This window comes from Actinomadura montaniterrae (assembly GCF_008923365.1).
GTDB classification, from domain to species: domain Bacteria; phylum Actinomycetota; class Actinomycetes; order Streptosporangiales; family Streptosporangiaceae; genus Spirillospora; species Spirillospora montaniterrae.
On sequence record NZ_WBMR01000137.1, the window covers coordinates 1 to 26,044 of the forward strand.

At 73.9% G+C, this 26,044-nt stretch carries 25 protein-coding genes, 1 pseudogene and 1 riboswitch; of the genes and pseudogenes, 12 read left to right on the forward strand and 14 right to left on the reverse strand.

The features are described 5' to 3' along the window. Positions 1 to 493, forward strand: a pseudogene (locus F9B16_RS33840) (hypothetical protein); the annotation flags it as partial. Between the two features lie 18 nt (positions 494 to 511). On the opposite strand, the gene F9B16_RS33845 reads toward F9B16_RS33840, so the two are convergent. Further along, positions 512 to 1,414 (reverse strand): endonuclease/exonuclease/phosphatase family protein, encoded by a 903-nt coding sequence (locus F9B16_RS33845; protein WP_151544290.1) that lies wholly within the window; start codon positions 1,412 to 1,414, stop codon positions 512 to 514. Between the two features lie 212 nt (positions 1,415 to 1,626). Then, positions 1,627 to 2,811 carry an elongation factor Tu gene (gene tuf / locus F9B16_RS33850; RefSeq protein WP_151544291.1) on the reverse strand — a complete coding sequence of 395 codons (1,185 nt, stop codon included), beginning with the start codon at positions 2,809 to 2,811 and terminating at the stop codon, positions 1,627 to 1,629. Positions 2,812 to 3,171: 360 nt separating this feature from the next. Here tuf and F9B16_RS33855 point away from each other — a divergent pair, with 360 nt between their 5' ends. Together F9B16_RS33855 and F9B16_RS53015 are read left to right on the forward strand one after the other, a co-directional pair. After that, complete coding sequence (locus tag F9B16_RS33855; RefSeq protein WP_225992184.1) at positions 3,172 to 3,846, forward strand: haloalkane dehalogenase; 675 nt, start codon at positions 3,172 to 3,174, stop codon at positions 3,844 to 3,846. Next, positions 3,810 to 4,046, forward strand: a complete 237-nt coding sequence (locus F9B16_RS53015) for a hypothetical protein (RefSeq protein ID WP_225992185.1) — start codon at positions 3,810 to 3,812, stop codon at positions 4,044 to 4,046. The genes F9B16_RS33855 and F9B16_RS53015 overlap by 37 nt, the downstream gene beginning before the upstream one ends. Position 4,047: 1 nt before the next feature. On the opposite strand, the gene F9B16_RS33860 is transcribed toward F9B16_RS53015, so the two are convergent. Together F9B16_RS33860 and F9B16_RS33865 are read right to left on the reverse strand one after the other, a co-directional pair. Further along, entirely contained in the window at positions 4,048 to 4,890 is an 843-nt protein-coding gene (locus F9B16_RS33860) for an LLM class flavin-dependent oxidoreductase (RefSeq protein ID WP_225992186.1), read from the reverse strand. Positions 4,891 to 5,061: 171 nt separating this feature from the next. Beyond that, positions 5,062 to 6,069, reverse strand: a complete 1,008-nt coding sequence (locus F9B16_RS33865) for a sigma-70 family RNA polymerase sigma factor (RefSeq protein WP_151544293.1) — start codon at positions 6,067 to 6,069, stop codon at positions 5,062 to 5,064. Between the two features lie 153 nt (positions 6,070 to 6,222). Between F9B16_RS33865 and F9B16_RS33870 the strand changes: the two genes are divergently transcribed. Beyond that, complete coding sequence (locus F9B16_RS33870) at positions 6,223 to 6,804, forward strand: dihydrofolate reductase family protein (RefSeq protein WP_151544294.1); 582 nt, start codon at positions 6,223 to 6,225, stop codon at positions 6,802 to 6,804. 31 nt (positions 6,805 to 6,835) lie between these two features. Here the strand turns inward: F9B16_RS33870 and F9B16_RS33875 are convergent, their stop codons facing one another. From F9B16_RS33875 to F9B16_RS33885, 3 genes are read right to left on the reverse strand one after another with little or no spacing between them, the layout of a single operon-like run. Beyond that, entirely contained in the window at positions 6,836 to 7,351 is a 516-nt protein-coding gene (locus F9B16_RS33875) for an SRPBCC family protein (RefSeq protein WP_151544295.1), read from the reverse strand. After that, the gene (locus tag F9B16_RS33880) at positions 7,348 to 7,707 is read right to left on the reverse strand and encodes an ArsR/SmtB family transcription factor (protein WP_151544296.1); all 360 of its coding nucleotides are present in this window, start codon (positions 7,705 to 7,707) and stop codon (positions 7,348 to 7,350) included. The genes F9B16_RS33875 and F9B16_RS33880 overlap by 4 nt, the downstream gene beginning before the upstream one ends. A gap of 33 nt (positions 7,708 to 7,740) precedes the next feature. Beyond that, positions 7,741 to 9,093 carry an MFS transporter gene (locus tag F9B16_RS33885; RefSeq protein ID WP_192809125.1) on the reverse strand — a complete coding sequence of 451 codons (1,353 nt, stop codon included), beginning with the start codon at positions 9,091 to 9,093 and terminating at the stop codon, positions 7,741 to 7,743. Positions 9,094 to 9,158: 65 nt separating this feature from the next. On the opposite strand from F9B16_RS33885, the gene F9B16_RS33890 reads away from it, so the two are divergent. Continuing rightward, positions 9,159 to 10,382, forward strand: a complete 1,224-nt coding sequence (locus F9B16_RS33890; RefSeq protein WP_225992187.1) for an arginine deiminase — start codon at positions 9,159 to 9,161, stop codon at positions 10,380 to 10,382. 144 nt (positions 10,383 to 10,526) lie between these two features. Here the strand turns inward: F9B16_RS33890 and F9B16_RS33895 are convergent, their stop codons facing one another. The 4 genes from F9B16_RS33895 to F9B16_RS33910 form a co-directional block, all read right to left on the reverse strand. Next, a complete protein-coding gene (locus tag F9B16_RS33895) occupies positions 10,527 to 11,072 on the reverse strand; it encodes an ATP-binding protein (RefSeq protein ID WP_225992188.1) in 546 nt (181 codons plus the stop codon). A gap of 420 nt (positions 11,073 to 11,492) precedes the next feature. Then, entirely contained in the window at positions 11,493 to 13,388 is a 1,896-nt protein-coding gene (locus F9B16_RS33900; protein WP_151544298.1) for a PAS domain-containing protein, read from the reverse strand. Positions 13,389 to 13,563: 175 nt separating this feature from the next. Next, positions 13,564 to 14,934 (reverse strand): purine-cytosine permease family protein, encoded by a 1,371-nt coding sequence (locus tag F9B16_RS33905; protein WP_151544299.1) that lies wholly within the window; start codon positions 14,932 to 14,934, stop codon positions 13,564 to 13,566. Continuing rightward, positions 14,927 to 15,044, reverse strand: a riboswitch (TPP riboswitch). (Overlaps the previous gene by 8 nt.) Positions 15,045 to 15,104: 60 nt before the next feature. Next, complete coding sequence (locus F9B16_RS33910; protein WP_404800538.1) at positions 15,105 to 15,437, reverse strand: rhodanese-like domain-containing protein; 333 nt, start codon at positions 15,435 to 15,437, stop codon at positions 15,105 to 15,107. A gap of 49 nt (positions 15,438 to 15,486) precedes the next feature. Here F9B16_RS33910 and F9B16_RS33915 point away from each other — a divergent pair, with 49 nt between their 5' ends. Both F9B16_RS33915 and F9B16_RS51425 read left to right on the forward strand, forming a co-directional pair. Then, a complete protein-coding gene (locus tag F9B16_RS33915) occupies positions 15,487 to 15,948 on the forward strand; it encodes an SSI family serine proteinase inhibitor (protein WP_151544300.1) in 462 nt (153 codons plus the stop codon). A gap of 43 nt (positions 15,949 to 15,991) precedes the next feature. Then, the gene (locus F9B16_RS51425; RefSeq protein ID WP_192809126.1) at positions 15,992 to 16,588 is read left to right on the forward strand and encodes a hypothetical protein; all 597 of its coding nucleotides are present in this window, start codon (positions 15,992 to 15,994) and stop codon (positions 16,586 to 16,588) included. 3 nt (positions 16,589 to 16,591) lie between these two features. Here the strand turns inward: F9B16_RS51425 and F9B16_RS33925 are convergent, their stop codons facing one another. Beyond that, on the reverse strand, positions 16,592 to 17,455 hold the full coding sequence (locus F9B16_RS33925) for an Fpg/Nei family DNA glycosylase (RefSeq protein ID WP_151544301.1): 864 nt from the start codon (positions 17,453 to 17,455) through the stop codon (positions 16,592 to 16,594). A 429-nt stretch (positions 17,456 to 17,884) separates the two neighbouring features. On the opposite strand from F9B16_RS33925, the gene F9B16_RS33930 reads away from it, so the two are divergent. Genes F9B16_RS33930 through F9B16_RS33940 form a run of 3 tightly spaced genes read left to right on the forward strand, consistent with a single transcriptional unit; the run spans position 17,885 to position 21,437 of the window. Further along, on the forward strand, positions 17,885 to 18,091 hold the full coding sequence (locus F9B16_RS33930; protein ID WP_151544302.1) for a heavy-metal-associated domain-containing protein: 207 nt from the start codon (positions 17,885 to 17,887) through the stop codon (positions 18,089 to 18,091). 48 nt (positions 18,092 to 18,139) lie between these two features. Then, a complete protein-coding gene (locus tag F9B16_RS33935; RefSeq protein ID WP_151544303.1) occupies positions 18,140 to 19,084 on the forward strand; it encodes a hypothetical protein in 945 nt (314 codons plus the stop codon). Between the two features lie 31 nt (positions 19,085 to 19,115). Further along, positions 19,116 to 21,437, forward strand: a complete 2,322-nt coding sequence (locus F9B16_RS33940) for a heavy metal translocating P-type ATPase (RefSeq protein WP_151544304.1) — start codon at positions 19,116 to 19,118, stop codon at positions 21,435 to 21,437. Positions 21,438 to 21,514: 77 nt separating this feature from the next. Here the strand turns inward: F9B16_RS33940 and F9B16_RS33945 are convergent, their stop codons facing one another. Further along, positions 21,515 to 22,123: a TenA family protein gene (locus tag F9B16_RS33945; protein WP_151544305.1), complete on the reverse strand. Its 609-nt coding sequence runs from the start codon at positions 22,121 to 22,123 to the stop codon at positions 21,515 to 21,517. Between the two features lie 276 nt (positions 22,124 to 22,399). Next, entirely contained in the window at positions 22,400 to 24,517 is a 2,118-nt protein-coding gene (locus F9B16_RS33950; protein ID WP_151544306.1) for a bifunctional polysaccharide deacetylase/glycosyltransferase family 2 protein, read from the reverse strand. Here F9B16_RS33950 and F9B16_RS33955 point away from each other — a divergent pair. After that, a complete protein-coding gene (locus F9B16_RS33955; protein ID WP_151544307.1) occupies positions 24,491 to 24,736 on the forward strand; it encodes a hypothetical protein in 246 nt (81 codons plus the stop codon). The genes F9B16_RS33950 and F9B16_RS33955 overlap by 27 nt on opposite strands. Positions 24,737 to 25,285: 549 nt before the next feature. After that, on the forward strand, positions 25,286 to 25,945 hold the full coding sequence (locus tag F9B16_RS33960; protein ID WP_225992189.1) for an RNA polymerase sigma factor: 660 nt from the start codon (positions 25,286 to 25,288) through the stop codon (positions 25,943 to 25,945). Positions 25,946 to 26,044 lie beyond the last annotated feature (99 nt).

Sequence of the window (26,044 nt, forward strand, 5' to 3'; positions counted from 1 at the left end):
CTCGCCGCCCGAGCGGCAGCAGCCGGAGCCGCCCCGGCCAGTCCCGCCCCCGCCCCCACCGGTCCCGCCGACCGGGTCGCGGCCGTGGGCGGGGGCACCGGACCGCGCGGAACCCGCGGGTTCCGCGGTGCGGCCCGGATGGATGGCGAGCCCGCGGCGGGCGTTCCTCTATTCGGCGGTCATCACGGGCGCGCTCACGGCGCTGCTCCTGCTCGTCTCCGGCGACCCGGTCGTCCGCGCCGGGCTCGCGAGCGGGCTGCTGGTCGCCGTGCTGGCGGTCTGGCTGGCGCGGCGGGCCCGCAGCACGCCGTCCCCCAACCTCACGGGCCTTCTCCTGCTGCTCGTGGGCCTCGCGGGCACGCTGGCGATCCTCGCCGTACCGCTGGCGTCGGCCCTGCGCATTCCGCAGGCCGTGGTCGCGCTGGCGGCGCCGTGGTTCCTTCTGAGCCGTCTCACGGACCGCGTCCTGGCGCCGCCCGCCGGCCAGGAGTAGCCGGGCCGGGCGGCCGGGTCAGCGGAAGCGGATGACCGCCGACACGGGACGGTGGTCGGAGGACTTGCCGGTCGCGGTAGGAACGGTGCAGGAGACGGTCGCCGACTTCGTGATGAACAGGTAGTCGTCCTTCTCCACGGCCGTGCCCTGCCAGTCCTGAAGGGTCTTCGCGCCGGTGCGGGCCGTCCCGGACTGGTCGCATTCGGCGAAGGCGCGGTACAGCGGGTCGAGCGCCGCGTTCTCCGGCGGTTCGGCGAGGTCGCCGCCCGCGACGACACGGGCGCCGGTGCCCGCGAGCGCGGCGTAGGCGCGGCCCTGCTTGCGCCGCCATTCGCCCTGCGGGTCCTCGGCGGACGGGCTGAACTGCGTGACGCACAGGCGCGTCCGCCACGCCGCGGCCTCGCCGCACAGCGCGACGCGCCGCTTGCCCGACGGCGACGGCAGCCGCGTCGTCTGGACGCCGCTCAGTGCCGCGCGCGCGCCGAGCGCGATACCGAGCCGTCCCTGGCCGCCGACGCAGGTCGGGCCGTCCGGATACGCGGCGAACTCCCAGCTCCACGTGGAGAACCAGGACGCCCGCTTCAGCGCCTGCACCTGCCCCGAGCAGACCTCCTGGAGGAACGCGGCGTTCGCGTGGACCTTCCGCCCGCCGACCTCGGTGACGTGCAGCTGCCCGGCGACCCGCTTGGCGAGCTCGGCGGGCCGGGCGCCGAGCGGGCAGCCGGCCTCCGCCGCGCCGCAGACGTTCCAGTCCACCGCCGTGATCGTCGCCTTGGGCGGCGGAATGCGGACGGCGCCGTCGGCGTGCGCCGGGCCGCCGCCCGGAAGCCCGTCGATGTCGGCGCCGACGCCCGCGGCCGTGACGACGGCGGCGGCTCCGCAGACCGAAAGCAGGGGAATCAGAGCGCGGGGGGCTCGCACACGTTCTCCATGAGGGGGAAATCAGCGGGGATGTTGGGAGAGATCCCACCACATCGCGATCTTGTCCGCCACTGATTCGCGACCGTCCGGTCACGCATTCGGCGCCGGTTCCGGTCCGCCAGAACCCATGGCCCGCCCAAGGGACGACAAGTCGACAAACGAGGAGGGGTCCGGCGGGCCTCCATCGACCCGCCGGACCCTCCGGCGCCGCCCTAGTCGAGCAGCTCGACGACCGTCCCGGCGCCGACCGTCCGGCCGCCCTCCCGGATCGCGAACCCGAGCCCCTCGCTCATCGCGACGGGCCGGCCCAGCTCGACGGCCATGTCGACGGCGTCGCCCGGCATCGCCATGCCGCCCTCGCCGCCGAGGTCCACGCCGCCGACCACGTCCGTGGTCCGGAAGTGGAACTGCGGCCGGTACCCGTGGAAGAACGGCCTGCTCCGGCCGCCCTCCGCCGCCGTCAGCACCCGGACCCGCGCCCGGAACCGGGTGTGCGGGCGGATCGCGCCCGGCGCCGCGACGACCTGGCCGCGCCGCACCTGGTCGCGCCGCACGCCGCGGAGCAGCATCGCGGTGTTGTCGCCCGCCTCGGCGTGGTCCATCGACTGGCCGAACGTCTCCAGCCCGGTCGCGACCGAGCCGAACGACGCGCCGAGCCCGACGACCTCCACCGCGTCCCCGACCCGGACGGAGCCCTGCGCCACCACGCCGGTCACGACGGTGCCGCGCCCGGTGATGGTGAGCACGCTCTCCACCGGCATGAGGAACGGCTTGTCGAGCACCCGGTCCGGGACCGGCACGTACGCGTCGATCGCGTCGAGCAGGTCGCCGATCCGGGCCGTCCAGTACGGGTCGCCCTCCAGGGCCTTCAGCCCGGACACCCGGACCACCGGCACCTCGTCGCCGGGGAACCCGTACTCGGTGAGCAGCTCGCGCACCTCCAGCTCGACGAGGTCGAGCAGCTCGGTGTCCTCCACCGCGTCGGCCTTGTTGAGCGCGACGACGATGTGCCGGACGCCGACCTGGTGCGCCAGCACGATGTGCTCGCGCGTCTGCGGCATCGCGCCGTCCTGCGCCGAGACGACCAGGACCGCCCCGTCCACCTGCGCCGCCCCCGTGATCATGTTCTTCACGTAGTCGGCGTGGCCGGGCATGTCGACGTGGGCGTAGTGCCGGGTCGCGGTGGAGTACTGGACGTGCGCGACGTTGATGGTGATGCCGCGGTCGCGCTCCTCGGGGGCGCGGTCGATGCCCTCGAACGGCACGGCGGACGCCAGCCCGCGCTCGGCCAGCACCTTGGTGATCGCCGCGGTGAGGGTCGTCTTCCCGTGGTCGACGTGCCCCATCGTGCCGATGTTCAGGTGCGGCTTGTCCCGCTCGTACAGCTTCTTCGCCATTGGTTCGTCCTCACGGTGTTCGGAACGTGAGAACCCGCGCGCGCCCGTGCGGGCGCGCCGCGTTCGCTTGGCCAACCCCCCTCCGCTGGTTCTCCGGAGGCGGGACGGAGAGGGGTCAGCGTCGGACGCCGTCGTCGGCGATCGCCGCTGCCGCTGCCGAAAGGAAGGCAGCCGGCACCGCGCTCAGCAGGCGGTGGCCTGCGAGCGTCCGGGTGCCGGCCGCGAAGAACATGCTCCGCACAGTACGGAGCACTCCGGGAGAAGTCGATCGATTTTCCGGCCGTTGCGTTGGTGCGACCAACGATGTAAATTCATTGGTACGGCCAACGTTGGTGTGGCCGACGAATCCTGGAGGTTCCCATGCCGGTGATCGACGCGCTCGGCTCGACGATGTACTACGAGGAGACCGGCGACGGCGCGCCCGTCGTCTTCCTGCACGGCAACCCCGGCTCGTCGCGGCTGTGGCGGCGGGTGCTGCCCGCGGTCGGCGGGGGCGGGCGGCTGCTCGCCCCCGACCTCATCGGGATGGGCCGCTCCGGCAAGCCGGACATCCCCTACCGCTTCGGCGACCACGCCCGCTACCTGGACGCCTGGTTCGACGCGCTCGGCCTGGACGAGGTCGTCCTGGTCGGCCACGACTGGGGCGGCGCGCTCGGCTTCGACTGGGCGGCGCGGCACCCGGGGCGCGTGCGCGGCATCGCGTTCTTCGAGACGATCGTCAAGCCCATGACCTGGGACGAGCTGGGCGAAGCGCCCCGCGCCCGGACCGAGGCGATGCGCGGCCCCGAGGGCGAGAAGCTGGTGCTCGAATCGGACTTCTTCGTCGAGACCGCGTTCACCGGCGGCGTCCTCACACCGCTCGGCGAGGACGAGATCCGGCGGTACCTGGAGCCCTACCCCACGCCGGAGAGCCGCCGGCCGATCCTGCAGTGGGCGCGCTCGATGCCGGTCGACGGCGAGCCCGCCGACGTGCACGCGCGTGTCGAGCGGTACGACGAGTGGCTGGCCACCAGCCACGACGTCCCCAGCTGCTGATCACCTTCGAGTCCTCGCCCACCCTCGGGATCGGTCCGGCGATGGCCGCCTGGTGCGCCGAGCACATCGCGAACCTGGAGATCGAGCGCGGCGGCCCGGCCGGCCACCACGCCCCGGAGGACCGTCCGGACGCCATCGCCGCCGCGATCACCGCGTGGGCGCGCCGCCACGCCCTCCTGGCGGCGCCGGCCTCCCGATGAGTCAGGCGAACGGCTTGATCAGTTCGTCGGCGGCCCACTGCGCGGCGCCCTCGGGATAGGGCGCGGGCAGCGAGAGGACGAAGTGCCGGAAGCCGGCGTCGAGCGCCTCGCCGATCGCGGCCCTGGTCGCTCCGGGCTCGTCGTAGGAGGCGGGCAGGTGGACGGAGCGGGTGATCGAGCCGGGGTCGCGGCCGATGCCGGCGCAGTAGCGGTCCAGCAGGGCGCTGCGGGCGGTGACGTCCGCGATGTCACCGCCCGGAATGTTCCACAGGTCGGCGTGTTCGGCGGCCACGCGCAGCGTCGCGGACGAGCGGCCGCCGATGAGGATCGGCGGGTGCGGGCTCTGGACGGGCTTGGGGTTGCCGAACGCGCCGGTCAGCCGGTGATGGGCGCCGGCGAAGTCGAACGGCTCGGGCTCCGTCCACAGCCGCCGGATGATCGTGCACGCTTCGGCGAGGCTCTCCACGGAGTGCTCGAAGCCGTGGAAGGGCAGGCCGTGCGCCTCGTACTCGCGCCGGGCGAGCGGGTGGCCCGGGCGCGAGCCCGCGCCGATGCCGAAGTCGAGCCGGCCGCCGGAGACGATGTCGACGGTGGTGGCGATCTTGGCGAGCATCGCGGGCGGCCGGAACCGGTTGCTGGTCACCAGCAGGCCGAGGCGCAGCCGGCGCGTCCGCGCGGCGAGCGCCGACAGCAGCGTCCAGCCTTCGTAGGCAGGGCCGTCCGGGTCGCCGCCGATCGGCATGAGGTGGTCGAACAGCCAGGCGTGGCCGATCTCGGGGATCGCGTCGGCCTCGCGCCAGACCCGCAGGACGTCGTCGTAGCCGACCTGCGTCGGCGCGGTCATGATTCCGAAACCGGGTGATCGCGGCATGGTCCGTGGTTCCTTTCGCGGTGGACGGGCGCGCGCTGGGGCGCCACGGTTAAGCGGGACGATGTCCCGTTTCAACGATACGGAACGACGTCCCGTTTAGCAAACCCTCCGCGCCGGAGACCCGGCACGGGCCGTACGGCGGTGCTACCGGGGCGGGAGCGAGCGGGGCAGGCCGAACGCGGCGAGCACGCCGGTCTCGAAGCGGGTCATGGCGCGGATCCGCCCGCCCGCGAGCGTGAGGACGTACAGGCCGGTCCCGTGGCGGGCGCCGTCGGGGCCGCGCAGGTAGCTCCCGAACGCCGGCTGTCCGTTGGCGCGCGTCGGCACGAGGTCGAACCTCCGGCCCGCGTCGAACAGGCCCGCGCAGAAGCCCGCCACGACGTCCCGCCCCTCGTACTCGAAGGGCAGCGGCGGCATGGACACGAAGGCGTCGTCGGTCAGCAGCGCCACCAGCGCGCCGATGTCGGCGGCCTCCCAGGCGTGGACGAAGTCCGCCACGACGGCGTTCTCGGCGGGCGAGCCGGCGGCGGGGGCCGGTTCGTCTCCGGCGAGCGCCGCCTGCCGCTGCCGCAGGCCGGCGCGCGCCCGCTTGAGGGCGCTCTTCACCGAGTCGACGGTCGTGTCCAGCATCCCGGCCACCTCGTCCGCGTGGAACCCGAGGACGTCGCGGAGGATGAGGACGGCGATCTGGCGGGGCGGCAGGGCCTGCAGCGCCGTCACGAACGCCAGCGAGACCGACTCGGTCCGCTCGTAGCGGGCCTCGGGGCCGAGCGGCACGGGCGGCGCGCCTTCGAGGAGCGCGTCGGGGAACGGCTCCAGCCACACGATCTCGCCGAGCCGGGTCGGCTCGGGCGGCTCGACGCCGGGGATGTCCCAGGCCTTCGCGGGGCGCCGGGCCGCCGAGCGGAGGGTGCTCAGGCACCGGTTCGTGGCGATCCGGTAGAGCCAGGTGCGCATCGAGGCGCGGCCGTCGAACCCGCCGAGGCCCCGCCAGGCGTCGAGCAGGGTGTCCTGGAGGGCGTCCTCGGCGTCCTGGAACGAGCCGAGCATCCGGTAGCAGTGCACCTGCAGCTCCCGGCGGTGCGGCTCGGTCAGCTCGCGGAACGCCTCGCCGTCCCCCGCCCGTGCCCGCGCGATCAGGTCGGTCCCCATCGGCGCTCGCCACCTCTCCTCCGCGGCCGTTCGCTTCCCATCCTGTACGGACGCCGGCCGCGCCCGGAAAGGGGCGGTCCGCGGCCGCCCCCTTTTCCGGGATCCCGGCATCTGCATCGGTGACGGCAGCGACACACCGATGGGAGAAGCGCCATGGGAAGGATCGTCATCAGCGAGAACGTCTCGCTCGACGGGGTCATCGAGATCGCCCCCGAGGAGGGGGACGGCAGGTTCGGCGGCTGGTTCGACTGGATGCGGGACGAGGACCGCGCCGCGTGGGCCGAGACCGAGGCCGCGGAGGCGATGGGCGCCGAAGCGCTGCTCATGGGTCGCGGCAGCTACGAGTATTTCATCGCGCGAGGCTGGCCGTCGCGGACCGGCGCCTGGGCGGACCGGCTGCGGGCCCTGCCCAAGCACGTCGTGTCCTCGACGCTGGAGGACCTCGGCTGGGAGAACACCACCGTCCTCGGCGGCGACCCCGTCCACGAGATCGCGACGCTGAAGCAGAAGGTGGACGGGGACATCATCGTCTACGCCAGCGGCCGGCTCGTGCCCACGCTGATCGAGCACGACCTGGCCGACGAGCTGCGGCTGCTGGTCTTCCCGTTCGTCCTCGGGGCCGGGCAGCGGCTCTTCGGCGAGACGAGCGCGAAGAAGCCCATGCGGCTGGCGGGGACCCGCATGGTCGGCGACGGCATGCCGCTCCTCACCTACCGGGCCGTACGCGAGTCCTAGCCGCCCCCGTCTCCGGTCCCTGGTCCCCGGTTCAGTCCTGGCCGGGGATCGGGGCGCCGGACGGGAGACCCGCCGCCACGTACGCGTCGTACCTCGGCTTCCAGGCGGGCTGCTCGGCGGCCCGGTCCTCGGCGCGGGCGTCGAGCGCGGACAGGCAGACGTCCCAGCCCGCCGCGTTGCGCGCCGCCGTGTCGCGGGCTTCGAGCACGTTGGTGAGGACGAACCGGGTCCGGCCGCCGTCGAGCGGTTCGAGGTCGAAGTGCAGCTCGTCGCCGCCCCAGGTGAAGGCGAGCCGGCGCGGCGGGTCGTAGTCGATGATCCGGCCGCTCGTCGTCGCCTCGGGCATGTTCGGGTCGCCGGAGAAGGTGATCGCCCCGCCGGCGACCGGCTCGATGACGACCTTCGGGGACGGGAACCAGTGCGCGAGCTCGGCGGGGTCGGCGACCATGCGCCAGACCCGGTCCACGGGATGGTCGTAGATCCGCTCGAAGCGGACGGCCGGGCGCCCGCCGATCTCGAGGTAGCCGCCGGGATTCGTGATGATCATGTCTCGCCTCTCTCGGTGGCGCCGGGACCCGGCGGGGCGGCGGGCGGGACGTCCGCCCCGTCCAGCCGGTCGCCCAGCGCGTCCAGGCTCGCGTTCCACAACCGCCGATAGGGCGCGAGCCAGGCGTCCAGCTCCGCCATCGGGGCGGGGCGGATCGCGTACAGCCGGCGCTGCGCGTCGCGTTCGACGTCGACCAGCCCGGCCTCGCGCAGCACGCGCAGGTGCTTGGACGTGCCGGGCTGGCTCAGGCCGCAGGCGCGGGCCAGGTCGCCGACCGGCCGCGGCCCCTGCAGCAGCCGGTCGAGGATGGCGCGCCGGCCGGGGTCGGCGAGCGCGTGCCAGACGGCGGTTGCCATGTCACTCAATATGCCTCACCAGAAATATAACCGTCAAGGAATAGACCGAGGCCGGCGCGGTCGCAGCAGGAGCCAGCCGGACGCCGCCCCGGCGAACTGGAGCGCGGCGATCGCCAGCACGAGCCCGACCGGGCCGACCGCGTCCGCGCACGCCGCGGTGAGCGCCGCGCCCAGCGCGGACGCGCCGATCTTGAGGCTGCCGCCGGTCGTGTTGACCTGGCCGAGCCGGTCCGGCGGCGCCTCGCGCTGGCGGAGCATCAGCGTCGCCGCGAACACCGGCCCCTCGGCGAGGCCCGCCGCGCAGAACGCCGCCATCGCCCACCCCGCCGACGGCGCCAGCGCGACCGCCGCCAGCGCCGCGCCGAACGCGACGAGCCCGCCGACCAGCACCCGCTCGCCGTGCCGCGGCGTCAGCCAGCGGCTCGACGCCAGCGACCCGAGCAGCGACCCGACCGCCATCGCGACCAGCAGCCGCCCGCCCGTGCTGGCCGGGGCGCCGACGTGCTGAGCGAGCAGCACCGCCGTCACCGCGACCCCGCCGAACCCCAGCCACGCCAGCGTCGTCGCCACCGTCACCGCGCGCAGCACCCGCCCGCGCGCCAGCACGACCAGCCCGCCCGCGATCACGTCGGCGAGGCCGGACCGGGCGTCCTCGGTGACCTCGCCGATGTCCCGCTCGGCGATCGCGCCCTTGCCCGCCTCCGCGGCCCGCCCCGCGTCCGCGGCCCGTCCCGCCTCGGCGCGTCCCACCTCTGCGGACGCGCCCGGGTCGGGGTCCGCCGCGCGCCCGGCCGGTGCCGGGGCCGAGGCGTCCGAGGCCGCCGCGGAGTCCGGGCCCGCGAAGGGCAGCAGCGGCAGCACGCAGAGCCCGAGGACGGCGCTCGCGACGATGGCCGTCCCCGCGTACTGCCCGCCCGCGAGCGACGCGACGCCCGCCGCGAGCCCCGGCCCGACGATCGCCGCGACGTTGTAGCTCGACGCCTCCAGCCCGTACGCGCGCGACAGCCGGTCGGCGGGGACGAACCGCGGCAGCAGGCTCGTCAGCGCCACCACGATCGGCTCGGTGCAGCCGATCACGGCGGCGACGCACAGCGCCGCGACCAGCGGCGAGCCGCCCGCCATCGCCAGCAGCAGGCCGGTCGCGCCGGCGTAGGCGAGCGCCATCGGCACGATCGCGCGGCGCGGGCGCCGCAGCCGGTCCACCGCGTTGCCGATCACCGGCCCGCTGATCACGTACGGCAGCGTCATCGCGGTCTGCAGGTAGCCGGCGGTGGCGGCGTGCCCCGTCCGGGCCTGGACGGTCAGGACGAGCGCCGTCGCGACGCCCTCCGCGGACACCCGCAGCAGCGTCGCGGCGGTCAAATGGAACGCAAGCCCCCGGATCACCCTCGGATCGTGACACAGGAACGGCCCGCCGGCTCCGGCGGAACGGGCCGACCTAGACTTCTGGTGTGACGCAGACAACGGGGACGACGGCACCGGACGTGCACGAGCACCGGGTGACCAGCGAGGTCGGGCGGCTGCGGACGGTCCTGCTGCACCGTCCGGGCGCGGAGCTGAAGCGGCTGACGCCGCGCAACAGCGACAAGCTGCTGTTCGACGCGATCCCGTGGGCGGGCCGCGCGCAGGAGGAGCACGACGCGTTCGCGGAGGCGCTGCGGGAGCGCGGCGTCGAGGTGCTGTACGTCACCGAGCTGCTCCAGGACGCGCTGGAGTACGAGGGGGCGCGCGAACAGGCGATCGCGGACGCGATCGTCGACCTGCGGCTCGGCGACCAGCTGCGCCGCGTCGTGGAGGGCTACCTGCGCGACCTCGACCCGGAGGACCTGGCGCAGACGCTGGTCGCGGGGCTGGCGCACGAGGAGCTGAAGTCCGGGCACGGCCTGGTGTACCGGCTGATGGACCGGCTCGACTTCATCGTGGACCCGCTGCCCGGCCTGCTGTTCACCCGCGACAACAGCGCCTGGATCGGCGACCGGGTGGCGGTGACGAGCCTCGCGATGGAGGCGCGGCGCCGGGAGGCGCAGCTCACCGGGCTGATCTACGCGCACCATCCGCGGTTCGACGGGGTGGAGCCGGTGTACTCGCCGGAGCTGGAGCACCTGGAGGGCGGCGACGTGCTGCTGCTCTGCCCGGGCGTGATCGCGGTCGGGACGGGCGAGCGGACGACCCCGGCGGGCGTGGAGCGCCTGGCGCGGCAGGTGATCGGGGCGGGGCTGGCGCACACGGTCCTCGCGGTGCCGATCGCGCAGGAGCGGGCGACCATGCACCTGGACACGGTCTGCACCATGGTCGACGTCGACACCGTCGTGATGTACCCGCCGGTCGCGCACTCGCTGACCGCGTACACGGTGACGCTGGACGGCGGCGAGCTGCGGGTCGCCGGGCCGCGCCCGTTCCTGGAGGCGGCGGCGGACGCGATGGGCCTGGACCGGCTGAAGGTGATCGACACCGGTCTCGACCCGGTGACCGCCGAGCGGGAGCAGTGGGACGACGGGAACAACACGCTCGCCGTCGCGCCCCGGCTGTGCGTGGCGTACGAGCGCAACATCGAGACGAACGCGCAGCTGGAGGCGTCGGGGATCGAGGTCATCCGGATCAGCGGCAGCGAGCTCGGCACCGGGCGGGGCGGCCCGCGCTGCATGTCCTGCCCGATCCTGCGTGACGCCCCCTGACGCGGGCCGCGACCGTGCTCGGAACGCGAAAGGCCCCGGCGCGACGCCGGGGCCTTTCCCACGTTGGACGCTCGGGCGGTGTCGACGGGGGCACGACAGCGCCCGAGCTTGTTGAGGACCATACAAGGTGCGGCAGTGGTCCCTCTAGGCGGGGTATGCCCTACTTGGGGCCACCTCATTCCTCGTTCCGTCGTAGAGGTCGTCCTCCGGGTCGTCCATGAGGTCCGGGAAGGCGGCGAGATCGGGTACGACGCCGTCCGAACGCGCAGGTGAGACCGCGTCCTCGCCGCCGGGCGCGCGCGGGGTGCGCAGCACCGCCCACACGGTGGTGGCGCCGTCCTCGTGCCGGACGCCCCAGCCCTCCGCCAGAGCCTCGACGATGCCGAGCCCGCGGCCGCCGAGCGAGGACAGGGTGCCGGGGCCGCGGCGCGGCTCGGTCATCGCGCCCCCGTCGCTGACCTCCAGTTCCAGGACGTCGCCGCGGCGCAGCCAGCAGACCCGGACCTGCCCGGAGGGCAGCGGCCTGGCGTGCCGCAGCGCGTTGCTGATCAGCTCGCTGACGATGACGCTGGCGTCGTCCACGACCGACTCGTAGACCCCCGAGGCGGCCAGTTCCGAGCTGAGGCGCCGGCGGGCGACCGCGACGCTGGACGGCGCGTGTGGCAGCAGTACGACGCTCGACGCCCTCACCTCCCCGTGGTTCCGCTCTCTCGGACGAGTCCCGTCGCCGCTCTTCCGGTACGACCGAAATGCCCTGATGGCAGGGGCCGGAAACCTGAGCGAGGCCGGTCGCCACCTGCACAACGAGTCACCGCCCGTCCGGTCACGGTGATCACCCCCGTCTGCGGTGTCGGAACCCGGCGCCGGCCCGTGATCCCATCACCGGCGGCGGCCACCCAAGGATCTATCCAGCCGGAGGACGGGTTACTCCTCGCGCGCGCGTTTCGTCCGTCACACCGGGTGGCCACCGTACTTTCCCGCACGGAGCAACCCTGCCACCAGTCAGGATCGCTCAAACCGCGCGCCACAACGGACTCACCCGTCCGCATCCGGACCGCTGTCCTCACGGTAAGTGACCGACCGGGCGGTCATTCTGCGGGCGGCGGGCGGTCATTCGGCGGGCAGGACGAGCCGCATGCAGGTGCCCGACTCGCCGCCCGTGCCGGGATGCGCCGAGATCGCCCCGCCCTGCGCCTCGGTCAGCCGTTTCACGATGTACAGGCCGAGGCCGATGCCGCCGAACCGGCGCCGGTCCCCCGCCTCGCCCTGCACGAACCGCTCGAAGATCCGCTCATGGTCGCCGGGGCGGATGCCGATCCCCTCGTCCTCGACCGTCACCGCGATCCCCTGCGCGCCCGCCTGCGTGACCGCCTGCGCGCGGACCCGGACCGTCCCGCCGTCCGGACTGTACTTGAACGCGTTCTCCAGCAGCTGCCCGAGCACGATGTCGGTCGCCATCGCGTCGCCCCGGCACAACGGAAGGCCCGGCTCGATCTCCAGCTCCACCCGGTGCAGGTCCGACAGCGACCGGAACCCCGCGACGACGCCCTCCAGCACCCGCGCCAGGTCGAACGGCTCGACCGTCACGGCCAGCTCGTCGCGGCCCGCGCGGGAGCCGAGCAGCAGGTGCTCCACCAGCCGGCCGAGCGACTGGGCGCGCTCGGCGATCGTCGCGACGGCGGCGCGGCGGTCGAGGTCGGGCAGCTCGTCCCACCGGTTGACCAGCGTCGACGCGAACCCCTGCACGACCGTGATCGGGGTGCGCAGCTCGTGGCTGGTGGTGGCGAGGAACAGGTCCTTCGCCTCCTCCAGCGCCTTCGCCTCCGTCACGTCGCGGAAGTCGACGACGAGCTCGCCGGTCTCCTCGATCTCCGCGGCCAGCACGTTCAGCCAGACCCCGGACTCCAGCGGGAACGTCAGCATCTCGCCGAGCGCGGGCATGTCGAACGGCAGCGGCCGGCCGATCGCGTCCTCCGGCGGGATGCCGGTGAGGGCGTGCGCGGCCGGGTTCCACTGCCGGACGACGAGGTCGTGGTCCAGCACCGCGATGCCGTCCGCGCTGGAGTCGATCACCGCGCGCTCGTGCGCCCGCTGCCGGACGACCTCCGCGTACGCGACCGCGTTGCCGACCGCGACGCCGGCGTGCCCGGCGAGCAGCTCCAGCAGCTCCAGCTCGGTGTGCCCGATCTTGCGCCCGGAGAACAGCGCGTACAGCGCCCCGTACGGGCGGTTCTGCAGGTACGACAGGCCGAGCGCGACGGTGTGCAGCCCGGGCAGCTCGGACCAGATCAGGTCGCCGAGCCGCTGCTCGCCGGTCGCGAGCTTCACCGTCTTGCCGGACCGCAGCAGCTCCCCGACCAGGCTCGGGCGCAGCTCGGCGGTCGTCCCGCGCATGTGCTCCGGCAGCCCCGACGTGCTGACCAGGCGCAGCCGCTGCCCCTCGATCCGCACGAAGCCGCCCGCGTCCGCGCCGGTCAGCTCGATCAGCGCGGTCGTGATCCGGTCGAGCACCACGGCGAGGTCGAGCTCGGCGTTCAGGTCGGCGACGATGTCGTTCAGCCGCCGGACGAGCCGGGCCCGCTCCGTCATGTGGTGCTGGACGATCTCGTCGTCCTCCGCCGGGTGGTACACCCCCACCCAGCCGAGCGGGGTGCCGGCCGGGTCCTTCAGCAGGCTCGTGTCGATCCGCACGTCGATCAGCCGGCCGTCCCGGTGGAACCGGCGGGTCGCGATCGAGATCTGCCCGCCCTCCTTCTCCGACTCGCCCTCCCCGGCGCGCCGGGTGAGCAGCCGCTCCTGGACGGCGTTGTGCTCGGCCTTCAGCTCGTCCGGGACGATCGGCGGGACGCGCCCGACCATCTCCTCGGCGGTCCAGCCGAACATCCGCTCCGCGGCCGGGTTCCAGACGGTGACGCGGTGCTTCTGGTCGACGGCCACGATCGCGTCGGCGGCGCTCTCGATGACGGCGCGCGCGATCGGGTCGTGGACGTGCTGCACGTCTGTCATCGTGCCACCGGAGCCCGGCACGGCGCCGGGCGATCGGCGCCGAAAAGTTCCCACAAAGCGGCCCCGGCGAAGGGAAGAACGCCACGTCAGCGGCCCGGGGTCCGGGAAATCGGCCATCTCCGTCGTGCCTTTCCGGCGGGCGCGGCGCATCCGTCGGCGCGCGGCTGCGGCAACCCTACCGTCGGGTAATACCGGGCCGGCGGGCGGCGCCCGCCCAGCCGATCAGCAGCGTCGCGGCGGCCGCGGCGAGGAAGGACAGCAGCGACGCGCTCATCCAGCTCTGCGGGGTGAAGCGCAGCGCGTCCCGCACGTGCTGCCACAGGTCCGCCCACCAGCCGACGGTGCCCGGATTGATCAGCTGGTAGGCGACGATGCCGACCGCCCACGCGGCGATCATGCTCCACCGGGACGGCGCGGTGCGGCTCGCGTCCCATCCCCCGGCGCGGCCCCGGCCCAGGAAGAAGTCCGCCGCGAGCACGCCCAGCATCGGCACGAACACCGACCCGATCAGCGACAGGAAGCCCGCGTAGTCGTTGATGTCCAGGACCAGTGCCAGCACGGTGATCCCCGCGCCGAGCGCGACCGACAGGACGCGCCGGTCGGCGCGCGGCACCAGGTTCTGGATCGACACGGCGGTGGAGTACACGTTCGCGAACGACTGGTCGGCCTCCCGCAGCACGAACACCGCGAAGAACACCGCGCCCAGCGCGACGTGCAGGAACGGGTCGAACACCCGGTCGGTGTCGCCCGCGACGAGCGCCAGGGCCAGCAGCCCGAGCACGTACGCGACGATCTGGGTCACCGAGTACCCGACGGACGCCGCGCCGAAGGCTCCGCGCGCGCTCTTCGCGTGCCGCGTGTAGTCGGCGGCGACCGGCACCCACGAGATCGACACCGCCAGCGCCGCGTCCGCGCCGATCCAGAATCCGTGCCACGATCCATGGTTCAGATCCGGCAGCGGCTGCCGGACCAGCTGCACGTAGAAGTAGCCCAGCGCGACGATCACCGCGACCGTCACGTACCGGCGCAGCAGCCGCACCGACCCGAGCGGCCAGATCGTCAGCACCGTCGTGAGCACCCCGGCCGCGACCACGTACCCCCAGCGCGGCACCCCGTCCCACAGCTCGCGCGCCGCGTCCGCGATCACGATCAGCTCGAACGTGCCCCAGCCGACCAGCTGCGCGATGTTCAGCACCGTCGGCACGTACGACAGCCGCGCGCCGAACAGCCCGCGCAGCAGCACCATCGCCGGCTGCCCCGTGCGCGCGCCCGGCACGGCGGCCAGGCCGAGCATCAGCCCGCCGAGCACGGTGCCGACGATCATCGCGGCGATGCCCGCCGCGATCGCCAGCGTCGGCTTGCCGTCCGCGCCGGGCGCGAGGACGGTGTACGCGCCGGAGAAGGCGAGCAGGCTCACCCCGAGGTTCGCCCAGAACGCGCTCTGGTCCCAGAAGCCGAGCACCTTCGGGGCGGGCTCGTCGAGGGTGTACGGGACCTCGTTGCGCGGACGCGCGTCAGCGAGGGTCTTTTCGACGTCGGACGTCACGGGACACGCTCCCTACGCCGGCATTACCCGGACAGGTTCATGCGGTCGGCGACGCCAGGACGGCCGCCCTCTCAGCCCGGCTTGTGGCCCGAGCTCCCGCGGTTATCGGTCGGCACCGATCGTACAACCGCCCGCAACCCCTACAAAGGGTGCATATCTCCGAGGGTCGGTCAGGCCACGTAGGGCTCGCCGTCCCCGCCGTTCTCCATCGGCCGGCCCGCCTCGGCCCAGCCCTTCATCCCGCCGTCCACGTTCTTCGCCAGCCAGCCCGCCTGGTTCAGCGCCACCGTCACCTGCGCCGACCGCGCCCCCGACCGGCAGATCACGAAGATCTCCCGGTCCCGCGGGATCTCCCCGGCCCGGTCGCCCAGCTGCCCCATCGGGATGTGCACGGCCTCGGGCGCGTGCCCGGCCTCCCACTCGTCCTGTTCGCGCACGTCCAGCAGGTAACCGCCCTGCGGAACGTCGGCGGCGACCACCGCCGGAACCTCGTCCCCGAAAATCATCACACCCCCATGGAACCGCGCGAAGCCCCCCTGCGTCGAATCACGCATGCGGTATCGGACGCTCATCCTCGCCTCGTCCGGGCTCGCCATGATCTTCTCACTGGCCGCCTGCGGCGACGAACACGCCAAGACCCTTCCCGCGGAGCGGCCCTCGGGCACCGCCGCGGTGCGGCCCTCGAGCCCCTCGGCCGACAGCCTCACCATCCAGGTCAAGGCATCGGCCCAGGCCCCCGCCAAGACCTACACCCTGACCTGCGCCCCGGCCGGCGGCGACCATCCGAAGGCCGCCGACGCCTGCGCCGCCCTCACCAAGGTCAAGGACCCCTTCGCGCCCGTCCCCAAGGACCGGATGTGCACCGACATCTACGGCGGCCCCGAGGTCGCCACGGTGAAGGGCACCTGGCAGGGCAAGCCCGTCGACACGACCTTCAAGCGCAACGACGGCTGCCAGCTGCACCGCTGGACGGAGATCGCCCCGGTCTTCGGCCCCGTCCCCAAGGTCCGCTGACCCGCCCGCCCACGTGCGGTCACGGCCGCAGCCGGAGCAGGGCGTGCGCACCCGGATCCAGGCGTCGATCCGGGCCGCGCCCTCGGACTCGCCCCGCGCTGCCACCATGGGCGGCATGTTCTCGCTGCGGATGAACGACGCCGCGCTCGACTCCCTCGGCCTGCTGCGGGGACCGGCCGCCGCCGAGCCGCCGGGCGGCCTCGCCGCCGGGCTCCGGGACCGGATCCGCACCGGCATCGCCCGCCGCGGCGCCGTCCTGACCTGGGCGGACTCGACCGCGAACGCGGCCGGCGCCCCGGGGATCTTCCGAGACCTGACGGCCTGGGAGTGCGCCGACAGCTCGTTCCACCTCGAGGACGCCGTCGACGTGACGGTCGACGTCACCGACGGCGTCCCCGCGATCTCCGAGGACGACCAGCGCGTGCTGCTCCGGCAGGGCGTCGCGTTCGCCCTGGAGTTCGCCCGGCTCGTCCGCGCCCTCGACCCGCCCGCCGCCGTCCGCTGCATCCTGGGCGCGAACGAGACGAACGCGACGTTCCGGTTCCACCAGATCAGGCCGGGCGAGCGCTGGAACCTTCCCGACCTCGACGAGTACGAGCTCGACAAGATGGTCGTGGCCGACGTCGAGGTGGGCGCCTGAGGGTTACTTGAGGAGGCGGGACAGGCGGCGGTCGGCCAGGGGTTTGCCGCCGGTCTGGCAGGTGGGGCAGTACTGCAGGGCCGAGTCGGCGAACGACACCTCGCGGATCGTGTCGCCGCACACCGGGCATTCCTGGCCCTTGCGGCCGTGCACGCGGAGGCCGGTCTTCTTCTCGCCCTTGAGGTCCTGGGCCTCCAGGCCGCGCGAGCGGTCGACGGCGTCGCGGAGCGTCGCGACGATCGCCTCGTGCAGGGTCGCGACGTCGTCGTCGGTGAGCGTCGCGGCGATCTTGAACGGGGACATCTTCGCCACGTGCAGCACCTCGTCGGAGTAGGCGTTGCCGATGCCGGCGATGACGCTCTGGTCCCGCAGGAGGCCCTTGATCTGCGTGCGCTTGCCCGCGACGATCTCGCGCAGCCGGTCGGCGGTGAACGATTCGTCGAGCGGGTCGGGGCCGAGGGTCGCCACGCCGGGCACGTCGTTCGGGTCGCGGACGACGTAGACCGCGAGGCCCTTCTTCGTGCCGGCCTCGGTGAGGTCGAAGCCGGAGCCGTCGTCGAGGTGGACGCGGAGGGCGAGCGGGTTCTTCCCGCCGGGGCGGGCGGGCCGGGTCGGCACCTCGTCGCGCCACCGGAGCCAGCCGGCGCGGGCCAGGTGAATGACGAGGTGGATGCCGTCGACGTCCAGGTCGAGGAACTTGCCGTGCCGGGTCGCGCCGGTGACGGTCAGCCCGCCGAGCGCGGTCACGGGCGGGTCGTAGGTCTTCAGCGCGGAGATCGCGAGGACGTCGACGCGCGCGACGGCATGGCCGACGACGCGCTCGCGCAGGAACGCCGCCAGCGCCTCCACCTCGGGCAACTCGGGCATCGGACCTCCACTCGCCGACCGTGACCCCTCCAAGGTAAACGGTCCGGCAGCCATGCGGCGGACCTGCGCAAGGACCTCCCCCGGGAGCGCGGATCGCGAGATCATCGATGGCGGCGGCGCCCCGCGCCCGGCGACCTCCCCGGACTGTCCACAGGGCTGGGGAAGGTTGTGGAAAACCTTGTGCATGGCGCGCGGTTCGGCGCGGCGGCGGGGCGTTCCGGGGTGAATACCTCGATGAATATCGACAAAGCGCCGTGCGGCGGCTCATCCGGGCCGCCGCACAGGGTGTGGATAACTCCGCGCGACGGGCTGTGACCCGGATCTCGAAATAACCCCTAGGGGGTACGGGTTGTGCGGGGTGTTCGGGTTGTGGCACCATGAGGTCGTGCAGATACCCCCAGGGGGTACAACGACGAGGGAGGACGAGAGATGAGCACCGCCACCTACACCGTCACCGGGATGACCTGCGGCCACTGCGTCGCCTCCGTGACCGAGGAGGTCGAGCAGGTCGCCGGCGTCACCGCCGTCGACGTCGACCTCGAGACCGGCCAAGTGACCGTCACCAGCGAGGCCCCCGTCGACGACGCCCTGATCAAGGGCGCCGTCGAGGAGGCGGGATACGCCCTGCAGGCCTGAGGCCTGCCGCCCTGGGAACCAGGGCCGAGACGAGTGGAGTGAAGGACGATGAACACCGCGACCAAGCTGGGCGCCTACGTGGCAGGGCTGGCCGTCGTCTTCGGCGGCGCCGCCGGGATCGGCACGGTGGCCGGCCCGGTCGGCAAGGCCGACGAGGGCGGGCACGGCGCGCACGGATCCCACGGCGGGACGGCGGCGGGCACGGCGGTCCCCGGCGGGCTGCAGGTCAGCCAGGACGGCTACACCCTGCACCCGCGGACGACCACGGTCCGGCCGGGCGTGCCGACCGACTTCCGGTTCACCATCGACGGCCCGGACGGCAGGCCGGTGACCGGGTTCACGCCGCTGCACGGCAAGCGGCTGCACCTGATCATCGCGCGCCGCGACCTGTCCGGCTTCCAGCACCTGCACCCGACCGAGGTCGGCGGCGGCGTGTGGGCGGTCGCGGTCGTCCTGCCGGAGGCCGGCGCGTACCGGTTCTTCACCGACGTCCAGCCGGAGGGCGCGAAGGAGGCGCTGACGCTGGGCGTCGACGTCGCCGCCCCGGGCGACTTCCAGCCGGTTCCGCTGCCGGAGCCGGAGCAGGTCGCGAAGGTGGACGGCTACGAGGTGAAGCTGGCCGGGGCGCTGGCCCCCGGCAAGGCGAGCAAGCTGACGCTGACGGTCGGCAAGGACGGCCGGCCCGTCACCGACCTGGAGCCGTACCTGGAGGCGTACGGGCATCTGGTCGCGCTGCGGCAGGGCGACCTGGCCTACCTGCACGTCCACCCGGACGGCGAGCCGGGCGACGGCAAGACGAAGCCGGGCCCCGCCATCACCTTCTACGCCGAGGCGCCCAGCGCGGGGACGTACCGGCTGTACCTGGACTTCCAGCACGCCGGCAAGGTCCGCACGGCGGAGTTCACCGTGACGGCGGGGGCGTCGTCCGGGCCGGTCGAGCAGGGCGGCCAGGACGAGGGCCACGGCGAGGGCCACGGCGAGCACACCCACTGACATCCCGTACGGTCGAAGCGAAGGAGGAGCGATGACCACCGGCGCCGTGCCAGAAGCGGAATCCGGGCGGATCGAGCTGGCGATCGGCGGGATGACGTGCGCGTCGTGCGCCAACCGCATCGAACGCAAGCTGAACAAGCTCGAGGGCGTCACCGCGACGGTCAACTACGCCACCGAGAAGGCGAAGGTCGAGTTCCCGGCGGGGGTATCGCCGGAGGACCTGGTCGCCACGGTGGAGGCGGCGGGCTACACCGCCGAGCTGCCGGCCCCGCCGAAGGGCGAGGGCGAGGGCGACGCGGGCGGGGAGCCCGACGACGGGCTGCGCACGCTGCGGCAGCGGCTGGTCATGTCGGTCGTCCTGGCGGTCCCGGTGATCGCGATGGCGATGGTCCCGGCGCTGCAGTTCGACAACTGGCAGTGGCTGTCGCTGACGCTGGCGTCGCCGGTCGTGGTGTACGCGGGCTGGCCGTTCCACAAGGCCGCGTGGACGAACCTGCGGCACGGCGCCGCGACGATGGACACGCTGGTGTCGGTCGGCACGCTCGCCGCGTTCGGCTGGTCGCTGTGGGCGCTGTTCTTCGGCACCGCCGGGGAGACGGGCCTCAAGCACGGGTTCGAGTTCTCCATGACCCGCTCGGACGGGTCGATGAACATCTACCTGGAGGCCGCGTCCGGCGTCATCGCGTTCATCCTCGCGGGCCGCTACTTCGAGGCGCGGTCCAAGCGCCGCGCGGGCGCCGCGCTCAGGGCGCTGCTGGAGCTGGGCGCCAAGGAGGTCTCGGTCGTCCGCGACGGGCGCGAGGAGCGGATCCCGGTCGAGAAGCTCGCCGTGGACGACGTGTTCGTGGTCCGTCCCGGCGAGAAGATCGCGACGGACGGCGTGGTGACCGAGGGGTCGTCGGCGGTGGACGCGTCGCTGCTGACCGGCGAGTCCGTCCCGGTGGAGGTCGCGCCGGGCGACGCGGTGGTCGGCGCGACGGTGAACGCCGGCGGGCGGCTGCTGGTCCGCGCGACGCGGGTCGGCGCCGACACCCAGCTCGCGCAGATGGCGCGGCTGGTGGAGGACGCGCAGACCGGCAAGGCGCAGGTGCAGCGGCTCGCCGACCGGATCTCCGGGATCTTCGTCCCGGTGGTGATCGCGCTGGCGGTCGCGACGCTGGGCTTCTGGGTCGGCACCGGCTCCGGCCTGGCCGGGGCGTTCACCGCGGCGGTCGCGGTGCTGATCATCGCCTGCCCGTGCGCGCTCGGCCTGGCCACCCCGACCGCGCTGATGGTCGGGACGGGGCGCGGCGCGCAGCTCGGCATCCTGATCAAGGGCCCGGAGGTGCTGGAGTCGACCCGCGCGATCGACACGGTCGTGCTGGACAAGACCGGCACCGTCACCACCGGCCGGATGGCGCTGGTGGACGTGCACACCGCCGACGGCGTGGACGAGGCGGACGTGCTGCGGCTGGCGGGGGCGCTGGAGAACGCGTCCGAGCACCCGATCGCGCAGGCCATCGCCAAGGGCGCGACCGAGCGCGTCGGCACCCTCGGCACGGTCGAGGACTTCGCCAACGTCGAGGGCTTGGGCGTGCAGGGGATCGTCGACGGGCACGGCGTCCTGGTCGGTCGGCCACAGTTGCTCGCCGAATGGTCGCAGCACCTGACCGCCGAGCTGGAGCGGGCGATGGCGGAGGCGCAGTCGCAGGGCCGGACCGCCGTCGCGGTCGGCTGGGACGGCGAGGCCCGCGCGGTGATCACCGTCGCGGACCAGGTCAAGCCGACCTCGGCGGAGGCGATCGGGCAGCTGCGGGCGCTGGGGCTGCGGCCCGTCCTGCTCACCGGCGACAGCGAGACCGTCGCCCGGACGGTCGCGGACGCGGTCGGGATCGACGAGGTCATCGCCGAGGTCCTGCCGCAGGACAAGGTCGACGTCGTCAAGCGCCTGCAGGGCGAGGGACGGACGGTCGCGATGGTCGGCGACGGGGTCAACGACGCCGCCGCGCTCGCCCAGGCCGACCTCGGCCTGGCGATGGGCACCGGGACGGACGTGGCGATCGAGGCGTCCGACCTGACCCTGGTCCGCGGCGACCTGCGGGCCGCGGCGGACGCGATCCGGCTGTCCCGGCGCACGCTCCGCACGATCAAGGGCAACCTGTTCTGGGCGTTCGCCTACAACGTGGCGGCGCTGCCGCTGGCGGCGACCGGGCTGCTCAACCCGATGATCGCGGGCGGCGCGATGGCGTTCTCGTCGGTCTTCGTGGTCAGCAACAGCCTGCGGCTCCGCAGGTTCAAGGCACTGAACGGCGACACCGCGCCGGCCCCGGCGGCCGCGGCCCCGGCCCGTCCGGAGGTCGAGCCGGCCCGCTGACGGCCCCGGACGAGCGCGCGGCCCCCGGATCGGGGGCCGCGCGCTCGCTGTTTCATGTGAAACCCGCGCCGGGGGTGCTAGAGCGGGACGTCCCAGAAGGCGAGTTCGTGGCGCATTCCGTCGAGGAACAGGCGTTCGGCGCGGGCGGGATCGGCGCCGGACTCGTCGATCATCTGGGCGATGCGGCGGGTCAGCCCGGCGAAGCCGGGGTCGGCGTAGGTGTCGACCCAGCGGCGGTAGCGCGGTTCGGCGGGCGGGTCCTCGGTGAGGCGGGCGCCCAGCGTCGAGTAGCCCCACATGCACGGGTACAGGGCGGCGAGACCGTCGCCGTAGTCGGCGGCGCTGTCCAGCAGGAACGCGGTGTAGGCGGCGCAGGCCGGGCCCTTGCGGGCGCCGTCGAGGTCCGCGCCGAACTCGGCGGACAGGGATCGGTGCAGGTCCAGCTCGTCGTGGAAGGTCGCGTGCGCCAGGTCGACGAGGTCGCCGAGGTGCGCGGACGGGGCCTGCCAGGCGAGCCGGGAGAACACGCGGACGTAGTCGTGCAGGAACAGGTAGTCCTGTTCGAGCCAGGAGCGGAAGACCGCCTCGTCCAGGTCCCCGCGCGCGATGCCGAGGACGGTCGGGTGCTTCAGCTGCTCCTCGACCAGCGGACGGCCGAGCTCCTCCAGGTGCGCCGCGAGACTCATGCGGGCAAGTCTGGCATCCCCCCGGAAACGACGGGCGACCCCGGACACGACCAGCACCCCAGGACACGACCAGGCCCCGCCGGGTCTTGCGGCCCGGCGGGGCCCTGGTCAAGCACCGGTGTGCGGGTCGCCTCTCGGCGAAAGGCTCAACACGGCTCCAGCCGGACGGTATTCCGTGAAGGCAATAGGTGAGGCCCGGGGACACCAGGCACACCGGCTGTCATGTGTAACCCCCGGGGCCCCCGGGATTGTTCCCGCCCGCCGGACCGGATTCCGTCAGCGGGCGGACGCGGGCTGCGGCGGGACGTCCGAGAACGTGCCCGTGCGGCGGATCGTGTGCCAGCCGAGCCGCGAGCCCAGCAGCGCCGTGACCACCGACTGGACGACGACCAGGTACATGAGCTGCCGGTACACGAACTGCTGGAGCGGCAGCGCCCACAGCGGGCGGACGCGCTCGCCGTCCAGCCAGAGCGCGTACGCGCCCGCGGCCGTCTGCGCGGCCACGAACCCGGCCCAGAGCAGGATCGGCCCCACCGGGTTCAGGAAGACCAGGCCGAACAGCGCGAACAGGTCGACGGCGGGCGCGAACAGCGGCAGCACCACCTGGAACACCGCCAGGTACGTGAGGCAGCGGCGGCCGAACCGCCCCGACGCGCCGCGCTCCACCAGCGACCGGCGGTGCTTCCACATCGCCTGCATCGTCCCGTAGCACCAGCGGTACCGCTGCCGCCACAGCTGCCGCAGCGACGACGGCGCCTCCGTCCAGGCGATCGCCTTCTCCTCGTACACGACGCGGTGCCCGGACCGGCAGATCGCCATGGTCAGGTCGGTGTCCTCGGCGAGCGTGTCGGCGGGGACGCCGCCGACCCGCGCCAGCACCGAGCGGCGGAACGCGCCGATCGCGCCCGGGACGGTCGGCATGCACTGCAGCACGTCGAACATCCGGCGGTCGAGGTTGAAGCCGATCACGTACTCGATGTGCTGCCAGCGGCCGAGGAGCCCGCCCCGGTTGGCGACCTTGGTGTTGCCGCTCACCGCGCCGACGCGCGGATCGGCGAGCGGCCCGACGAGGTGCCGGAGCGTGTCGCGCTGGAACACGGTGTCGCCGTCGACCAGCACGAGGATCTCGCCGCGCGCCATGGCCGCGCCCGCGTTCAGGGCGCTGGGCTTGCCGCCGTTGGGCTTGCGCAGGAGCCGGACGCCCGGCAGCGCGAGCCCCTCGACGATCGCGGCGGTGCGGTCCGACGACCCGTCGTCCACCACGATCACCTCGAACGCGCCCGGATAGTCGGTGTCGAGCAGCGACCGGACCGTCGCCGCGATCCCGGCCTCCTCGTTGTAGGCGGGCACGATGACGGAGAGGTCGGGGTACGACGCGGGGCGGGCCGGCGGCTTCCGGACGCGCCGGACGTGTACGTGCGCGAAGACCAGCAGCAGCACGAGCCGCAGCACGTACAGGGCTCCGGCGACGCCGAACAGCGCGCCGAGCCAGCCGGTGAGCGCGGACGCGGTCCGCTGCGCGGCGACCAGCGTCCAGCCGATCGCCTTCTCCCGGCCGGAGACGGCGATGTCGGCGGCGGGCATCCGCATCGCCTGCGAGAGCGTGGTGAAGCGGTAGCCGCGCGGCTGGAGCCGGTCGATGATCTGCTCGACGGCCGCGACGGTCTGCGCCCGGTCGCCGCCCGCGTCGTGCAGCATGACGACGGCGCCCTGGCCGCGCTCGTCCGCCGCGAGCGCGGTCGCGACGATCTTCTCGGTGCCGGGCCGCTGCCAGTCCTCGGTGTCGCGGTCGGTGAGGACGACGACGTACCCGTCCTTGCCCGCCCGCTCGGCCGCCCGCCATTCCGGCGCGGTCAGCCCGTCCGGGACGGACGAGTACGGCATCCGCATCAGCCGCGTGTGGACCCCGGCCGCGCCCGCCAGCGCCCGCTGCGTGAGGTCGAGTTCCAGGCGCGCGCGCCAGGCCGGGGCGGTGGCGAGGTCGACGTGCGTGTAGGTGTGCGAGCCGATCTCGTTGCCCTCGCGCAGGATGCGGCGGGTCAGGCCGGGGTTCTCGGCGACGTGCGCGCCGACGGCGAAGAACGTGCCGTGCGCGCCGTGGCGGCGCAGCACGTCGAGGATCCGCGGCGTCCATTTCGGGTCGGGGCCGTCGTCGAAGGTCAGCGCGATCGTCTTGGCCGGCATGCGCAGCGAGTGCGGCGTCCCGCCGGCCAGGTTGACCACTGGGCCGCCGGAGGCGACCCGGGACGGCGCGGGGACGGGGTGCGCCGGGTCCTTGCGCGGCGCCTCGCCGACCGCGCCGTGCGCGTACCCGTCCAGCAGCAGCAGGACGGTCAGGGCCAGGCCGCCGAGGAGCAGCAGGATCCAGTGGCCCCGCGGTTCGCCTCGCCGCATCCTCAGCTCGGCTTCTTCGTGTGCCCCCAGGCGGGCGGGCTCGCGTGCGAGTTGCCCGGACGGCTCGTGGTCGTGCTCGCCGTGGGCTTTGCGCTGGGCGCGGCCGACGCGGACCGGGCGGGCGCCGCCACCGACCCCGGCTGCGAGGTCGCGGAGGGCGCCTTGGGCGACGCCCCGGACGGGACGGTACGGGGCCGCTGGCTCGACGCCCCGCCTTGACGCTCGCCCGCCGGTTTCCCAGCGCGCGCGCCGGCCGACTGGTGTCCGCCATCAGGATGCGTGGACGGCGCGTTCCACGGCGTCCCGGGGACCGCGGCGCCCGTAGCCGCCCCGATGCCCAGCGCGCCTAGGAAGACCACGAGGATCGCGCCCGCCACGAGGCCGATCCGTCGGGCCAGCCGCTGCCGCCGCCCCGTCGCGTCCACGAACACCGGCGACCCGTCCGGCGCGGTGTCCCGGGGATCGTCCGGCGAAACGCCGCCCGGAGGCGCGGCGGGCCTCGGCGGCACGGCCTGCGTCAGAGGCACGGTGTTCAGCCTGGGTGCGGCGTGCCTCGGGCCCCGGGGACGGCCGTGTGCCGCGCCGGATCCCTCGTCCGGGCCATGCGGGTGTGCAGGCAGATCGCGGATCATGTCGTCCATCACTTCGCATCGGGGATGAACGCCGCGCGCGCTCGGGCGGTGCGGCCGTTCAGAACGGTCAGCGCCGAGCACCCCGTACATGTCACACCACACCTGAAATGCCTGCACAATGACGCAGGTGACGCGAGTGCGGCGAAAGGACGCGGGCGGCGAGGACGACCTCGACCGCGCGCTCCGCGCTGCCCAGGAGGGCGACGAGGAGGCCTTCCGCGTGCTCTACCGGGACGTCCAGCCCCGGCTGATCCGCTTCACGGGCGCGCTCGTCGGCGCCGACGCCGAGGACGTCACGTCCGAGGCGTGGCTGCAGATCGCCCGCGACCTGGCCGCCTTCCGCGGCGACATCGACGGGTTCCGCGGCTGGGCCGCCACGATCGCCCGGCACCGCGCGCTGGACCACCTGCGCCGCCGGTCCCGCCGGCCCACCGCCGACGCGCCCGCCGAGGAGCTGCTCACGCTCGCCGCGCAGTCCGACACCGAGGCGCTGGCCCTGGACGGCATCGCCACCGAGGAGGCGCTGCGGCTGATCGCCGGGCTGCCGCGCGACCAGGCCGAGGCGGTGCTGCTGCGCGTGGTGGTGGGACTGGACGCCAAGTCCGCGGGGAAGGTGCTCGGGAAGCGGCCCGGCGCGATCCGCACCGCCGCCCACCGGGGGCTGCGCCGCCTGTCCGAGCGGCTCGCGGGGACCGCCGAGGCGGTCTCCGGGGCGGTCCCGGCGCCGCAGGCGGGCACGCTGCCCGGTGCCGGAAGTGACAAAAGCGGCGGTACGGGCGCTGAAGGGGTGAGATGAGCGAGCACCAGCGAGCCCGACGGCTCGACCAGCGCACCGCCGAGCGGCTGCTCGGCGGCGCCTCGGCGAGCCTCCCGAACGGCCCCGCCGGCGACCGCG

Coding starts and splice junctions, on each gene's coding strand:
- tuf (WP_151544291.1), bottom strand. CDS start 2,811: ATGGCGAAGAAGCTGTACGAGCGGGACAAGCCGCACCTGAACATCGGC.
- F9B16_RS33855 (WP_225992184.1), top strand. CDS start 3,172: ATGCCGGTGATCGACGCGCTCGGCTCGACGATGTACTACGAGGAGACC.
- F9B16_RS33860 (WP_225992186.1), bottom strand. CDS start 4,890: ATGACCGCGCCGACGCAGGTCGGCTACGACGACGTCCTGCGGGTCTGG.
- F9B16_RS33865 (WP_151544293.1), bottom strand. CDS start 6,069: ATGGGGACCGACCTGATCGCGCGGGCACGGGCGGGGGACGGCGAGGCG.
- F9B16_RS33870 (WP_151544294.1), top strand. CDS start 6,223: ATGGGAAGGATCGTCATCAGCGAGAACGTCTCGCTCGACGGGGTCATC.
- F9B16_RS33875 (WP_151544295.1), bottom strand. CDS start 7,351: ATGATCATCACGAATCCCGGCGGCTACCTCGAGATCGGCGGGCGCCCG.
- F9B16_RS33880 (WP_151544296.1), bottom strand. CDS start 7,707: ATGGCAACCGCCGTCTGGCACGCGCTCGCCGACCCCGGCCGGCGCGCC.
- F9B16_RS33900 (WP_151544298.1), bottom strand. CDS start 13,388: ATGACAGACGTGCAGCACGTCCACGACCCGATCGCGCGCGCCGTCATC.
- F9B16_RS33915 (WP_151544300.1), top strand. CDS start 15,487: ATGCGGTATCGGACGCTCATCCTCGCCTCGTCCGGGCTCGCCATGATC.
- F9B16_RS33925 (WP_151544301.1), bottom strand. CDS start 17,455: ATGCCCGAGTTGCCCGAGGTGGAGGCGCTGGCGGCGTTCCTGCGCGAG.
- F9B16_RS33930 (WP_151544302.1), top strand. CDS start 17,885: ATGAGCACCGCCACCTACACCGTCACCGGGATGACCTGCGGCCACTGC.
- F9B16_RS33935 (WP_151544303.1), top strand. CDS start 18,140: ATGAACACCGCGACCAAGCTGGGCGCCTACGTGGCAGGGCTGGCCGTC.
- F9B16_RS33940 (WP_151544304.1), top strand. CDS start 19,116: ATGACCACCGGCGCCGTGCCAGAAGCGGAATCCGGGCGGATCGAGCTG.
- F9B16_RS33945 (WP_151544305.1), bottom strand. CDS start 22,123: ATGAGTCTCGCGGCGCACCTGGAGGAGCTCGGCCGTCCGCTGGTCGAG.
- F9B16_RS33950 (WP_151544306.1), bottom strand. CDS start 24,517: ATGCGGCGAGGCGAACCGCGGGGCCACTGGATCCTGCTGCTCCTCGGC.